This is a genomic window from Phormidium sp. CCY1219, assembly GCF_035615515.1.
GTDB lineage: Bacteria > Cyanobacteriota > Cyanobacteriia > Cyanobacteriales > Laspinemataceae > CCY1219.
The window spans coordinates 1-14,150 of the sequence record NZ_JAJENT010000357.1; the positions used below are offsets into that span (position 1 = coordinate 1).

14 protein-coding genes are annotated in these 14,150 nt (G+C 50.7%); 2 read left to right on the forward strand and 12 right to left on the reverse strand.

The genetic code is table 11. The features are described from left to right. Positions 1 to 371: 371 nt before the first annotated feature. The 5 genes from LKK83_RS06625 to aroF form a co-directional block, all read right to left on the reverse strand. Positions 372 to 1,343 carry a sensor histidine kinase gene (locus tag LKK83_RS06625; RefSeq protein ID WP_324630182.1) on the reverse strand — a complete coding sequence of 324 codons (972 nt, stop codon included), beginning with the start codon at positions 1,341 to 1,343 and terminating at the stop codon, positions 372 to 374. Positions 1,344 to 1,905: 562 nt separating this feature from the next. Further along, entirely contained in the window at positions 1,906 to 2,250 is a 345-nt protein-coding gene (locus tag LKK83_RS06630) for a slr1659 superfamily regulator (RefSeq protein WP_324630183.1), read from the reverse strand. Positions 2,251 to 2,537: 287 nt separating this feature from the next. Further along, complete coding sequence (locus tag LKK83_RS06635) at positions 2,538 to 3,119, reverse strand: DUF6272 family protein (protein WP_324630184.1); 582 nt, start codon at positions 3,117 to 3,119, stop codon at positions 2,538 to 2,540. 278 nt (positions 3,120 to 3,397) lie between these two features. Further along, positions 3,398 to 4,090, reverse strand: a complete 693-nt coding sequence (locus LKK83_RS06640) for an SAM-dependent methyltransferase (RefSeq protein WP_324630185.1) — start codon at positions 4,088 to 4,090, stop codon at positions 3,398 to 3,400. A gap of 95 nt (positions 4,091 to 4,185) precedes the next feature. Then, entirely contained in the window at positions 4,186 to 5,043 is an 858-nt protein-coding gene (gene aroF, locus LKK83_RS06645) for a 3-deoxy-7-phosphoheptulonate synthase (protein WP_324630186.1), read from the reverse strand. Positions 5,044 to 5,071: 28 nt separating this feature from the next. Between aroF and LKK83_RS06650 the strand changes: the two genes are divergently transcribed. Continuing rightward, entirely contained in the window at positions 5,072 to 5,410 is a 339-nt protein-coding gene (locus LKK83_RS06650; RefSeq protein WP_324630187.1) for a hypothetical protein, read from the forward strand. Positions 5,411 to 5,698: 288 nt separating this feature from the next. On the opposite strand, the gene LKK83_RS06655 is transcribed toward LKK83_RS06650, so the two are convergent. Together LKK83_RS06655 and LKK83_RS06660 are read right to left on the reverse strand one after the other, a co-directional pair. Continuing rightward, the gene (locus LKK83_RS06655) at positions 5,699 to 6,109 is read right to left on the reverse strand and encodes a ribonuclease HI family protein (protein WP_324630188.1); all 411 of its coding nucleotides are present in this window, start codon (positions 6,107 to 6,109) and stop codon (positions 5,699 to 5,701) included. 380 nt (positions 6,110 to 6,489) lie between these two features. Continuing rightward, positions 6,490 to 6,960, reverse strand: a complete 471-nt coding sequence (locus LKK83_RS06660; protein WP_324630189.1) for a hypothetical protein — start codon at positions 6,958 to 6,960, stop codon at positions 6,490 to 6,492. A gap of 100 nt (positions 6,961 to 7,060) precedes the next feature. On the opposite strand from LKK83_RS06660, the gene LKK83_RS06665 reads away from it, so the two are divergent. Then, a complete protein-coding gene (locus LKK83_RS06665) occupies positions 7,061 to 7,765 on the forward strand; it encodes an HAD family hydrolase (RefSeq protein WP_324630190.1) in 705 nt (234 codons plus the stop codon). A gap of 197 nt (positions 7,766 to 7,962) precedes the next feature. Here the strand turns inward: LKK83_RS06665 and nifB are convergent, their stop codons facing one another. From nifB to nifK, 5 genes are all read right to left on the reverse strand, one after another. Further along, complete coding sequence (gene nifB, locus LKK83_RS06670) at positions 7,963 to 9,249, reverse strand: nitrogenase cofactor biosynthesis protein NifB (RefSeq protein ID WP_324630192.1); 1,287 nt, start codon at positions 9,247 to 9,249, stop codon at positions 7,963 to 7,965. A 62-nt stretch (positions 9,250 to 9,311) separates the two neighbouring features. Next, positions 9,312 to 10,691, reverse strand: coding sequence for a nitrogenase component 1 (locus LKK83_RS06675; RefSeq protein ID WP_324630194.1), 1,380 nt, complete (start codon positions 10,689 to 10,691; stop codon positions 9,312 to 9,314). A gap of 81 nt (positions 10,692 to 10,772) precedes the next feature. Continuing rightward, on the reverse strand, positions 10,773 to 12,143 hold the full coding sequence (gene nifE, locus LKK83_RS06680; RefSeq protein WP_324630195.1) for a nitrogenase iron-molybdenum cofactor biosynthesis protein NifE: 1,371 nt from the start codon (positions 12,141 to 12,143) through the stop codon (positions 10,773 to 10,775). A 178-nt stretch (positions 12,144 to 12,321) separates the two neighbouring features. Next, a complete protein-coding gene (locus LKK83_RS06685) occupies positions 12,322 to 12,630 on the reverse strand; it encodes a (2Fe-2S) ferredoxin domain-containing protein (protein WP_324630196.1) in 309 nt (102 codons plus the stop codon). 99 nt (positions 12,631 to 12,729) lie between these two features. Further along, complete coding sequence (nifK, locus tag LKK83_RS06690) at positions 12,730 to 14,106, reverse strand: nitrogenase molybdenum-iron protein subunit beta (RefSeq protein ID WP_324630197.1); 1,377 nt, start codon at positions 14,104 to 14,106, stop codon at positions 12,730 to 12,732. Between the last annotated feature and the right edge of the window lie 44 nt (positions 14,107 to 14,150).

Below are 14,150 nucleotides of genomic sequence, written 5' to 3' on the forward strand. Positions count from 1 at the left end.
TGTTTAGGGAAAAGATTAGTCAGAAAATAGCATTTTTCTGCAATTTCCATACCTTTTTGCCAAATTCTCAAGTCTTTAAAATCATTAATCTCTGACATTTTGATAAATTTTCTGAATTGAACTGTTCCCCGTTCCCTGTTCCCCGTTCCTAATTGAACTGTTCCCCGTTCCCTGTTCCCCATTCCCTGTTCCTAGCTGTTAGTTTAGCATAACAAATTTGGTAGAGCCAAACTAGCTTTGGCAATATCAACCGGATTGGGGATGATTTCTGTGGGTAAAAAAGGGGATTGGGTGGGGAATCACAGTGGGTGGGGGAACAGGCCCACCCGAGGGGTAAAGCAGGGGCGAAGGAAGCAGGTGGCGGGGGGGGTTTAATAGCTCAGATGCAGTTGGGTTGCTTCGGACCAGCCGGCAATTTCTTCGAGTTCCAAATCTACCCAAAAGGTGCTTCCTTCGCCAATTTTGCTGATAACGTGCAATTCGCCGCCCATCAGTTCGACTAATTTTTTAGCGATCGCCAATCCCAACCCAGTTCCTTCCATCCGACGGTGTTTTTCCCCCACCTGATGAAACGGTAAAAAGATATCGTGCAACAATTCTGGTTGGATACCACAGCCGGTATCTTCCACTTGAAAGCGGATTTTGCGGCCCACAGGGGATTCTATCTCGCCCTCGGAGGAAAGATGACCGTTTGGCGTCGCCCACTCGCCATCGATCGCATACCCCACCTTAAACGTCACACCCCCTTCGTCGGTGAACTTAACTGCATTGCTGAGCAAATTGAGCAAAATTTGCCGCAAGCGCTTGCGATCGCCGCGAATTCCGTGGGGAAGGGGAGACACCACCTGATAGTTAAACGCGATCGCTTTTTGCGACGCCCGCATCTCGAATAAATCGCTAACATTGCTAACAAACGCCGGAAAATCAAAATTACTCAACTCCAACTCCAGTCGTTGCGCTTCAATTTTCGCAATATCGAGAATATCCGTAATCAACGTCAGCAAATGCTCTCCGCACTGATTAATCTTAGCAATATCCTGCTTTTGCTGTTCGTCGAGATCCTCATCCTCTTCGAGCATCAATTGCGTGTAACCTAAAATTGCATTCAAGGGGGTGCGAAGTTCGTGACTCATATTTGCCAAAAACTCGCTTTTCGCCCTAGACGCCACTTCCGCCACTTCTTTCGCTTTCAATAGCTCTGCTTCCACTGTATCGCAGTGTGCTGTGGTATTTTCCAGCAAAATTTCTAAATCGGCTTTTTCCTGTTTGACAAGTTCTAGCTCCCGTCGCTGTTTTTTTAGCTCGATTAGCAGTTCTTCTCGAGTTGTATTGTGGTCCCACATAGCCCGTGATTTTCCTTTACCGACACCGGATAATGACAGATAAGCGCGCCGTTTACCCCTCTCAAGTGCAGATGCGCTCGAAATTGCGGCGGGAGTCCCAACGAATCCCCTGGGAAGCGCCCTTGGGCTAGCCACTGGTTTCACCTTTCCTGGCGCGCCTTACAGAGCAGTTGCACCCCGCCGTGCAAGTTCTTCTGGTTGTATTGTGCCAGAAATCTCCCTATGGCGTAGTTTTCCTCAAATTGAGACCCAACCCAACATTGGGGGAGCTTTTTCATTATCACCTACACCCGCTTTTCCGTGCAATCCTGAGCTTCGAGGATTGGGAGTTTGGGTGTGGAGGTTGCACCCGGGGGCGATCGCATCTGCGGGGATTAACCGTCCCGGCTTTTCTCGGTCTCCGATACATCTAATTTGCATAATTCTCTCTGCTCGCCCAGCCTCCCCGACCGTAATTTTGAGGCTCTATAACCAATTTCATCGGGTCAAAAAGCCGCTTCTCGGTGCCGAGCCTCCCTGGCTCATGCCGGAACTTTATGCAAATTAACTGTTTTTCACTTCTTTAATGCCATTCTAAGGTTAACGAAGGCATCAGCCGTTGTAAATTCTTTAACGACTTGCCTTGCCAAAGAATATCCTTCGACCCTTTTACTACTAAATCAATAGTTTTTTTCTGGCGCACCTTAATCGCAAACTTGGACAAGACATTGATCCCGGAACTATTGAGAAAATCCAATTCTTGCAAATTAAGCGTCATAATCGGCGGTTCTTGGTTAATCGCCGCTTCCAGCAATTCCACGATGGGGGCATATTCATCCATGCCACTGAGTCGCAAGGAACCCTGGCAATTAACCGTAGCGGTGTCCGTATCGTACGAAATGCGATAGTCGTCGGTTTTGATTTCCATACTCAGTTGTCAGTTTTCTATGAACCGGGGGAGAGAAGGATTGGCGAACCTACCTCAACCTACCTCAACAGACCCGTTTTAACATAAAACAGATTGGGGTCAAAGGGGAAAATTGCGGGTTCTACTACCGCAAACGCCAGGTTTCCGCTAAGTGGCGTCCTCTGAGGGGGCGATCGCGACTCTGCTCGAGGGTAACGCATTGTTATAATTGCCCGAGGCAGTGAATGGGCAAGCGTCTGGCATTGGCGATCGTCCCATCCCCCGGGGTTGCCCTTCTTTGGCAACCACTATACCTCAATCTGTACCATTGTGGTTACGGATTCGATGTCATCCTTGCTCTCCAGGGATTCAAATTTCCAGCCAATTTTCGCCCCATAATCGTTGAGCATGGTCAAATACCCCAACCCGGAACTGCTATGACTTTCGTCAGCGGCATTTTTTTCTAACTGTTGAATATATAACTCTTGCGGGTCGGAACACTGCATTTTTTTAATAAAACTCTGCAATTTATCCTGATGGTGCGGGGTCAGTGCATTGGTGGTCACGAACACAATTTTATCGCAACTGAGAACCAATTTAATGCTAATCGGATAGTGCCATGTTTCCTGACTGAATTTCATCGCATTTTCTAACAGTTCATTGACAATATAACTCACGGCACATTGAATTTCTGCTTGTTTGCTAAACCCTGCCTCGGTTTTTTCTTCCCCGGGAAAGAACGTGGTAAAGTAATCGGCAAGAAAATCGGCAGATAAACCATTGTTACGCCAGCGCTGCTTGAGCGGAATCGAGTGGGGCGAAAAACCCAATATTAAGTATTCCGTGCCGGAGGGGAGTTCGTCGATGAAGTCGCCAAATATCTTAGTCATGTGGGTTTCATAAAATGTAAGGGTCTGAGTGAGTAAAAAGGAGAGTCACTGGAATCGATACTGAAGCGGGAGAAAAGTTCCCCCTGGAATTCGCTATCTCCCGTTTAACAATGTCCCTGAAGATTTCGGGAGTAATTCCTTTCTCGGTTATATCATCTGAAAGTTGGAGATTGCCAATATATTGGCCATCTCCCTGGGGTGAAGTTCCCGAAACTTGCCCCAGGGATGCACTCCAGTCCCACTGCAGACCCGCCTCACCCCCGCGATCGCCTGCTTTTTCACCCTTGGGGAGGCGGTTGGACGCGCAGCATGCGATCGCCACCCTGCTGAAATTCATAAGCAACCGGCTGGATTTCCAGTCCATACCCTTGAGATGAGAGAGACTCCATCACTGGGGTCAAATAGGGGGAAGGGTCGCCGGCAATGGTTAACAAGGGGAAAATGCGGACTGCCCGGGCGACGCGACACAATTCGGCGATCGCCTGCAGGTGAAACGCTTGGGAGAAAAACTCGGAATAGCTGAACAAAAAATGGCTGCAAAGGGCCAACTCAAATTCCTGAGTTTGAAACGGTAATTGGGGCAACTGGGCGGTGACGTAGCGCCCTTCGGAAATGCCTTGGGGGAAATCCTGCAAAAATTGCCCCATTGCAGCGATTCTCACCGCTCCCAAATCCTCGGGGGAGCTGAAAGTTTTCCAAATGTAGTATTCTTGATTATTACGCAGTTCTTGAATAATTTGCACATAGGTGTGGGCGATGCGTTCGCCAATTTGTTCCACCCTAAATTCATACAGGGGGTCGCAGGAAATCACCCGAGTGCCTTGCGCCGTCAGTTGTGCGTTGAAGCTAGCCGGACCTGCGGCACAGTCGAGAATATTTAATTGTAGCTCATCGGGAGTCAAATTAAACATTTTGCGATATTCCTTCAGCGATCGCCCCCAAGGAACCACCTGATTTAAACTAAATGCCATGTTTCCCCCTGGAAAAAACATCAAATAATCCACAAACGCGAAACCCCGCCTCTGGGGCATTTCGCGTTTGTTGCACGGTGTGGGCATCGGTGTGGTTATGCCACGGATAATGCCCTCGCGGGTTGCGCCACTGGTACGCCACGTCCCACAGCGGCGGCGATCGGGCGCAGACTGTCCACCAATTCTACCATTTCCGGCAGGGAAAGGGCCTGTCTGGCATCGGACACAGATTTGTCGGGTTCTGGGTGACATTCCACGATCGCCCCATCAGCACCGGCAGCGATCGCGGCGCGGGTCAAGTGGGGCACCAGTTCTCGCTTGCCCGCTGCGTGAGAGGGATCCACAATCACTGGCAAGTGAGTCAACTGTTTGAGCGCCACCACGGCCCCGAGGTCCAACACATTGCGGGTGTAACTATCGAAACTGCGAATCCCCCGCTCGCAGAGTACCACATTCGGGTTGCCGTGACTGAGAATATATTCGGCAGCACCGATGAACTCTTCGAGGGTAGCGGCGAGTCCGCGCTTCAGCAAGACTGGTTTGCCCGCATGGCCCAATGCTTTGAGCAAATCGAAGTTTTGCATGTTGCGACTCCCCACTTGCAGCATGTCGGCGTGGGTCGCAATCCCTTCGATTTGCGAAATGGACATCACCTCGGTAACGGTGGGAATCCCGGACTCTTCCCGGACCTGGGACAAAATTGTTAACCCCGCATCTCCCAAACCTTGGAAAGAGTAGGGGGAGGTGCGGGGTTTGTAGATACCACCGCGCAACAGTTGCACCGGCGCTTCGGACAGATGGCGGGCGACTTGCTGCATTTGTTCTAGGGTTTCCACCGCGCAAGGCCCGCCGACAATCAACAGGTCTTTGCCCCCCACGGTGGCGCGATCGCCGATTTGAATGACGGTGGGGGATTGGGTTTTTTCGGAAAGTGCGAGTTTGGCGTTTTTCATGGTGTTTCTCCTTGGAATTACAAACGAAATGAACGAAAAAAAAGCCCGGAACCTGTTTCGAGTTCCGGGCGGAGGCGTTATCCTTGCATGGCAAAACCTACCCAGAACTCTTTCTGAGCCAAAAATAAAAGCCAAAAAACCAGTTGTTCGCGGGATAGGTCTTCATCGGATTTGCCTCGATATGAATACAAGGTTAAGCAACAAAAAAACCGCAGAGTTGCTTCTGCGGTTCACCGGGCGTTTCCATGCGAGATGGTATTCACCGCCGGTGAACCTGCGTAAACCAAAAATAAAAGTAGTTGCTGCGGTTAAACATGAGAAAAATTGCTGGAAAAATAGAATGTATGCCGATTTAAGCTTACTCTAGCAAAGCGGTTGGCAGATGTCAACCCCCGAGTTTGCTCTCCTCGACCTCTGGCTGTAACCTTTGAGTTATCTTTACTCTAGACGACGCTATGCGCCACTGTGTTGCCAATTTGGCGATTTCGTTCAAAACTCTTTCCCCAGTTGTAGGGTGGGCATTGCTTGCTTCGCGATGCCCAGGGCCGGGGTAGGTAACAATGCCCAGCCAACGCTCTATTTGGGCAAAAAACCGCCACCCTCGGCCTTTTGATTGGAAAATTGTCAATCTGTGATATGCTGACCGGAAAAAGACCTAGGCGAAAGCTTGTTCGTCGATCGCGCGATTAGCTTGGGCGTCGGCGAGATGATTTTGCTGGCGGGGAATGTGTTGCGGAGGGTCGTAACTGTCGAAGCGATCGAGCAGAAAGATAACTTTTTCGTACAAGGGCTTCAGGTCGGGATTTTTGACGCGATATTCCCCGTTGATTTGTTTGATGAGCAGTTGGCTATCCGCTTTTAAAAGCACTTTTGTGGCTCCGATTTCTAGGGCTTTTTCCAAGCCGAGAATGGCGGCGCTGTATTCCGCTTGATTGTTGGTGGTTTGCCCTAAATACTGACAGACTTCGTAAAGGACTTCGCCGCGCTCGTCGGTTAACACCGCTCCTGCACCGGCTGGGCCTGGATTGCGCCGTGAGGCTCCGTCTGAATATACCATGACGTACATAAATTGACAATCGACTCCTGAGATTCTAATCAAAAATTAAATCGCGAACCAGGGTTTTGCAACGCGATCGCCCTAACCGGGTGACTTGGGAACGGGTGGGGCACGGTAAAGAATTGTAGCAAAACTCGAGGCGCTTTCATATGTCACGTTCCTCACTCGCGAGTGGGGCGAGAGAGTGCGGGGGAGTATCATACTCTGGAATCAAAGTCAATCCATCACGCCCTGAAATTTTGGCCGAAATTGCCGGAGATCAATTGGTGATGGACAATGGGAGAGTGCAGAGTGCCTCGTCCATCACCAATTGTCAATCGGTTACAGCTATCGGGGAGAGGAAGAGAACAAAAGCGGGAGGGAAAACGGCGATGCCGAGGGAGGATAGCTCACGGATATTGAATCAAAACCGGACCGTGAGGGAGATGTCGGCGATCGCCATTTGAGCGCTTATTCGTCACCAGCATGCGAAAGTCACCCAATTGCAATTGTTCGCTCAGGGGAACTTCGCTGAGACTTTCGATTTCCCAAAACACGGCCCAATTGGGGCGATCGGTTTGCGTAGAAGCGGGACGGAAGCGCTTATCCCCAGGATATCGGCCTCGGCGAGAGGGGATGTGACCCACATAGATGCCATGCCATGCGGCGGACATCTGCAGGGGTTTATCGGAATCGGAATGGGAGGGGTAGATAAAGACTTCTACCGCTTGGCCTTTTCTCATTTCATCCACTTGGCGAAACAATTCCCAAGCATCGCTGCCAAAGGCCACTTTTCCCTCGCTCTCGCAAGTTTCCATCCCCGAAACGAGGTGGACTTCCGGAACGGGTACCAGAATTGCAAACGCCTTTGTAATTCCCATTTATGCTACCATAAAATCGACTTGACCAGTGCCACGGTGAACCCACCGATACTTTCCACGGAAAGCTGGCAGGTTATCATTCTACCCGAGGGATAAGTTTGTGGCTAATCTTAGTCTACAGGTTCCGGCAAACATGACAATCGCCGCAATTCTTTTCGATTTAGATGGTACCCTGGCGAATACCGATCCGATACACTTCCAAACCTGGCAGGATCTTTTAAAAGACTATGGGATGGACATCGATAAAGCATTTTACCAGTCGCGAATTAGCGGCGGATTGAATGGCGAAATCGTGCAAGACATTTTGCCGCAACTGTCCCCAGAAGCGGGGAAACGGGTAGCGGAGGAAAAAGAAGCCCGCTTTCGCCAACTGGGCACCCAACTGGAACGGTTAGGGGGACTTGACGATGTGCTGACCTGGACCGAAGAAGGGGGAGTGAAGCGCGCCCTAGTGACCAATGCGCCCCCGGAGAATGTGGAATTTATGCTCGAGGTGTTGCAGTTAGGCGATCGCTTTGACGTGAAGGTGCTAGCAGAAAATGCGCCAATTGGCAAGCCCGATCCGACCCCCTATAACTTGGCCTTAGAACAGTTAGGGATTTCTCCTGCAGGGGCGATCGCCTTTGAAGATTCTCCCGCCGGGATACGCGCTGCAGTGGGAGCCGGCATTTATACCATTGGGGTTGCCACCACCCATGACCCGCACAAACTCCTCGACCTGGGCGCGGGGATGGCGATCGCGGACTTCACCGATGCGGACTTGTGGCAACGCCTCCTGCGGCGATCGCACTTGCCCTCGGTGTGAATGACGAGCAAACCGGGGGATTGAAATCGCGCCTAGGCAGGCTTGCGTCCGCATGACAAGGACTATGACTCGTTCCCAGGAGATGCGGGGAACGAGAAAACGATAAAGCGAGAAAAAAAGCCCGCCCGAGTCGTTGTTGGGATAACCGAACTCGACAACAAGGCGGAACTTATACTAAAGCGATCGCAACAACAAGATTACCCGCAACCTAACCCATCGCCGCTACAACCGCCGCCTTTCACGGCACCGACAACCGGGCGTTTGCCCTTCAGTTTCGTCAAATCCCCGCCGTCATACACCGCTTGCAATCCTTCCTGGATAAAGCCGCTCATTTCCACCGGCAACACGCCACACTTAGAGAGAATTTCCTTCGGATTATCCCCCATACTGGTGGCCAAAACCGCCCTGCAATCGTGCAATAAATCCGCCACTTTTTGCCACCGTTCAAATCCCGTTCCGGGTGCTGGTGCGATGCGTTCTTCCACCATTTTAAACCCGCTGTCGGTCTTTTCCCAAATCTGGAATTGTTCCGCTTGGCCCAAATGCTGATTTACCAACACTCCTTCATAAGATGCCACCGCCACATAAGGGCGATTTTTCGACTCCAACGGCACGATTTTCTTAGAACAAGCAATCAAACAGCCGTGAAATTCCTCCGACTGGTCTGCCCCTAGCAGTCCCACTGCATCGGCGCGACAGCGGGTGCAATGGCGCATTTGCGGTAAATATTGCTCGCATTCCTTGCGAAGTTTTGCCATCATCAAAGAATCCGGTTCCTGGATATCTTCAAACGGGGTATCTGGGGTGGGATACATGGCCATTGCATTAAACAAATCTGCCCCTAATTCTGCCATTGTCCGCGCTACTTCTACCACATGATGGTCGTTAATTCCCGGCATGACGATGCAGTTAATTTTCACCACCACCCCGGCAGCTTTTAACCCTTTCACCGCATTTAACTGCCGTTCTAGCAATAATTCCGCACCTTTGCGTCCGCGATACACGGTTTTGTCATCGCGAATCCAGCGGTAAACCTGGCGGGTAATCTCTGGGTCGATCGCATTAATTGTCACCGTCACGTGAGACACGCCAATTTCGGCAATTTCTTGAATGTATTCTGGTCTTAAACCCAGTCCATTGGTGGCCAAACATAAAATTAAATTGGGGTATTTTTCCCGCAGCAACCGCATGGTGGAGAGGGTTTCTTCCGGGTTGGCAAATGGATCTCCCGGTCCGGCAATTCCGGCTACTGTGATGCGCGGTTCTTTTTCCAAAACCCGCTCCATATAATACAGCGCTTGCGGTGGGGACAGGATGGTGCTGGTGACTCCTGGTCTGCTTTCATTCACGCAATCATATTTGCGATTGCAGTAGTTGCATTGCACGTTACAGCGCGGGGCAACGGGTAAATGGACGCGGCCAAATTGTCCTTTGACTTTGGCATTAAAACAGGGGTGTTGTTCGAAATTAATCGTAACTGTCATGGTTTTTTTTCTCAATGATGGTGCCAAAAATTGGGAGGCAGTCAAACTGCCAGTATTTCCGATTACAAGTAGCCGTAACCGATGGGGGAATCGGCTTGTTTTTTCTCGATAATTGCGTTGACAATCGTATCGAGTAGGGATTGGGTACCGCCATAGGCGAGATGAAGGGTTCGTTGTCCGCCGAAGCGATCGTGAATCGGAAATCCAACCCGAATTAAGGGAATATTGAGTTTGCGGGAGATGGGATAGCCTTTGCTGGTTCCGACGAGCAAATCCGGTGCGAGGGTTTCGATTTGTTCGGCAATTTCGTAAAAGTCGATGTTTTCGCAAACCAGGGGAGGGGCGGATAAAATGTCATCGGTGACGGCGGCGATCGCTTCGGCTAAATGTCCGCTTTTTCCACCGGTGGCACACAGCACCGGCACTATGCCAATTTCGGCTAAAAATGCGGTCATTCCCACTACTAAATCTTCTTCGCCGTAAACCACGGCTTTTTTGCCAAATAGGTATTTATGGGAATCTACATAGGCATCGACTAACCGCCCTCGGTCTAATTCGTATTTGCGAGGAATTGCGGTGTTGCAGACATCTTCGAGGGTGGCAAAAAAGCGATCGGTTTCGCGCAATCCGATGGGCAAACCGAGGGGAAAATGGGGAACTTGAAAGCGTGAGGCTAACAGTTTACCGCCGGTGGATTTGGACAGACAATGGGTGCGTCCGAATTCCAGGGTAGCCCGCGCATTTCCCATGCGTTGAATGTCGGCGATCGCCGTTCCCCCTTCCGGAATTTTTTCGTAGTCTAACTGGGCCGGTGCATCTAAGGTTTCCGAAATATCGGGCAACACAATCCCGTCAATGTGAAAGTCTTCCAGAATTTGTTTCAAATGTCGGATATCCCCGGGGGAAACCAATCCCGGAAGCAGATTGATGGGGGTGGTTTCTGCGGTTTCTTGCTTTCCTGCCAATTGGTCGATCGCCGCTCTCACTGTGGCGTGGAATCCTTCCATGTGCGTCCCGCTATAACTGGGGGTAGACACATTCACTAACAAGGGCAGATGTTCCGCACTCACTTCCTGACGAAATTCTTTCAGCAGCATCGGCACGTCATCGCCAATGGTTTCGGTGAGACAGGTGGTGGCAATGCCGACCACTTTGGCATTATATTTGTTGATGACGTTGATAATGCCTTTTTTCAGGTTCGGACCGCCACCGTACACCGCATGCTTCTCGCTCAGTGAGGATGAGGCAATGTCGATGGGTTCGCGAAAGTGACTGATGATGTAGCGCCGCATATAGGTGGCACATCCTTGGGAACCGTGCAAATAGGGCACGCATCCTTCGATTCCGCGAAACGCGATGCAAGCGCCGAGGGGTTTGCAAAGCTTGCAGGCGTTGGTGGTGGAAACGTAAGACGGAGTGGGAGTTTTTGTGGTGGATTTCACGCGATCGTCTCCTGTTTTTCTAATGTATCGACAAACAATAATCGGGGGTGATTTTCCGGGCGCTGACGCACCCTGTGAAGCTTATTCGCTGGCGGATAGTTTGTGCCGCTTTTCCCGGCGAGGAACGAACCGCCACACGGGAGACATTACCGTAGAATGCACTTCCTTGGCAAAATTGAGCATTCCCACAAATCCTTCTAAGGCTTCTTTGCGTTCGTGGTTGTGGTCGCAAAAACCCAATCCCAGTTTATAGGCGATCGGTCGTTCTTTGACACCGCCGACAAAGATATCTACATCTTTTTCTTTCAGAAATGCCGACAATTCCAGGGGATTGGAATCATCCACGATAATTGTGCCTTCGTCGGTGACTTCGTGCAATTCTTTGTAATCTTCATGGGTGCCGGTTTGCGACCCTACCATCACCACATCCATTCCTAACAGGCGGAAGGCTTTCACCAGGGAAAAGGCTTTAAATGCGCCGCCGACATAAATCGCCGCTTTTTTCCCTTGCAGGTCTTGGCGATATTCTTGCAGTTTAGCATATAAAATGGAGAGTTCTTCCCGGACTAATTGTTGCGCGCGTTGCAGAATTTCCGGGTCATCTTTGAAAAAGTGTGCTACTTTGTAAAGGGCTTGCGCCATATCTTCGACGCCGAAGTAAGAGACGCGCAAGAAGGGGGTGCCGTAGTCTTCTTTCATTAATTTGGCGAAGTCCATTGTTGCCCCGGAACACTGTACCACATTCAGGGCTGCGCCATGCGATCGCGCGATATCGCCGACTCTCCCATCCCCGGTAATATTGGCCACCACTTCAATGCCCATCCGCTCAAAATATTCCCGGATAATCCAGATTTCGCCGGCTAAATTAAAGTCGCCTAAAATGTTAATGCTGTGCGGGGAAATTCCGGTGGTGTCGCCGCTTCCCACTAAGCGGAACATCGCCTGACAAGCGGCATTATATCCGGCGCGTTTGTTGCCTTTAAAGCCTTCGGATTTAACCGGAATTACGGGGATGTTTTTCTCTTGGCTGACCCGCTTGCAGATGGCTTCTAAATCGTCGCCGATAATGCCGACAATGCAGGTGGAATACACGAATGCGCCGTTGGGATTATGGCGATCGATAAGTTCGACTAAGGCTTGATAGAGTTTCTTTTCGCCGCCAAAGATAACGTCTTTTTCTTGCAAATCGGTGGAAAAACTCAGGCGGTGCAGTTCCGGTCCGGAGGATAATGCGCCGCGAATATCCCAGGTGTAGGCGGCGCAACCAATCGGTCCGTGGACTAAGTGAATCGCATCGGCGATCGGATAGAGCACCACCCGCGAACCGCAGAAGACGCAGGCTCTCTGACTCACCGCACCGGCCAAACTTTCTTTATTACATTCTAATGCAAATGGCTGGTTTCCTTTGCGGTGAATTTGATTCTCTCTTTCGGTGAAAATTACGTTTTCCATGTTACAATTGAAGTCAAGAGTTTGCTTTTTTTCTCGTTCCCAGGTTCCGCCTGTGAACGAAAAGTATAGTGAAAACCTCGCGTTCTCGTGAAAAGGGAAATGAGAAACACTCAGGTATAAGGAAGTCAGAAGTCAGGGTATGCTGGCTTCTGACTGAGGGATATATGAACGGTAAACTTTAGGCGGTGACAAACAGATGGTCTTTTGCAGCTTGACCCTCTTCCAGGGCATCGAGAATTTCATCGATCGCCTCTTCATCTACTTCTTTGTACCAGTAATTGTCCGGGTAAACCATCATCACTGGTCCGTTGTTGCAGAGGTTCATGCATCCGGTGGTAGATACCAGGGCATCTAAACCGCGATCGCAAATTTCTTCTTCCAGATACTGGATCAAGGATGCAGAATCCTTTTTCTCACATACGCCTTTAGCTTCGCCAGTGAGTCGGAAGCTGGAACAAACGAAGATATGGTGAGTGGGTTTTTTCATAATACACCTCGTGCTTGAAGCATAAAAAATGAAGAAAAAATGGGAGGAAATGAAGGATGAAATGGGCGATATTTCATCCTTCTTCGGGCTAAAACAACGTTAGCGAACTAATTCAAACGTTTCGTCCGGTGCATCGCGATCGAGACGTTCGAGCAGGATGTTGCAAATATTGGAGAGCAGATAGATGCCGCCCCAATAGCAGGTGGTGGGGAAGTAGCTGTGACCCACGCGATCGAGAATCGGGAACCCGAAGCGGGTAATCGGGATATCTTCATCCCGGGCGATATACTTGCCGTATTCGTTACCCACCAGCAGGTCTACCGGTTCGTTTTTGATCAGTTGGTGCAGGTAGAAGAGGTCGGCATTGGCGGCGACGATCGCATCGGGAACGCTATCTTGGAGAATTTCTTTGACGCGGTTCTCGAAGCGCTTGCCCACTGGACTACCAGTGATGACATATACCGGGAGCATCCCGCAGTCTACCAGGAACTCGGTGAGGGGGATGAGCTGGTCCGGATCGCCGTACACTGCGACGCGCTTGCGATAGAGGTACTGCTGCATGTCGGTCATCACGTCTAGCAGGCGTCCGCGATCGTCGTTCAGGCTCTCGGGCGGGGTGACGCCGGTGACTTCGATCAGGGTTTGCACGAAGCGATCGGTTGCTTGCAAGCCGATGGGCAGTTCTAGCACTCGAGCGGGAACCTGGCATTTATTTTCCAGGGCGGTGGCGGCGGCTTCGGAGGTAAAGGTGCCGAGGGCGATCGTGGCGCTACTGTTGCCGGTATCGATCAAATCGGGAATCGGAGTGCCGCCTTTCGGGTACATCTTAAAGTTAGAGGTTTGCGGCGTATCCACCACATCGGAGGTATCCGGGAACACGATCGCCGGAATTTCTAGTTGTGCGAGTAACTGCTTCACGGCGCGGGTATCGGAGGGTTCCACATAACCGGGAATCACGTTCACTTTCTGATTCGGCGTCTCGGTTTTGGCGGATAAGTAGGTGACCATCCCTTTGGTCATATTCGACCAGCCGGTGATGTGCGACCCCACATAACTGGGAGTATTGGCGTGAATCACATATTTTCCTTCCGGAACCGCTCCCGACTCGCGCGCTTGACGAATGAAGGTCGGGATATCATCCCCAATGGTTTCGGACAAACAGGTAGTGCTGACGGCAACTATCTCCGGATCGTACACGGAAAAAATCGTGTTGAGGGCTTGCTTCAGGTTGGCACCGCCGCCGAATACGGAGGAACCCTCGGTAAACGCGCTGGTTGCGGCCATGATGGGTTCTCTGTAGTGCCGCGTGAGGTGAGACTTGTGGAAAGAGCAGCAGCCTTGGGAACCGTGAGAGTTGGGCAAGCAGCCGTGAATGCCTAGAGCGGCATACATTGCACCAATCGGCTGACAAGTTTTTACCGGGTTAATCCGCAATGCTGAGCGTTCGACGATTTCCTTGGGGGTTGCTTCTAACATGATTTGACTTCTCCTGCGTAATGGTGAGATCGTTTAAATTTGAA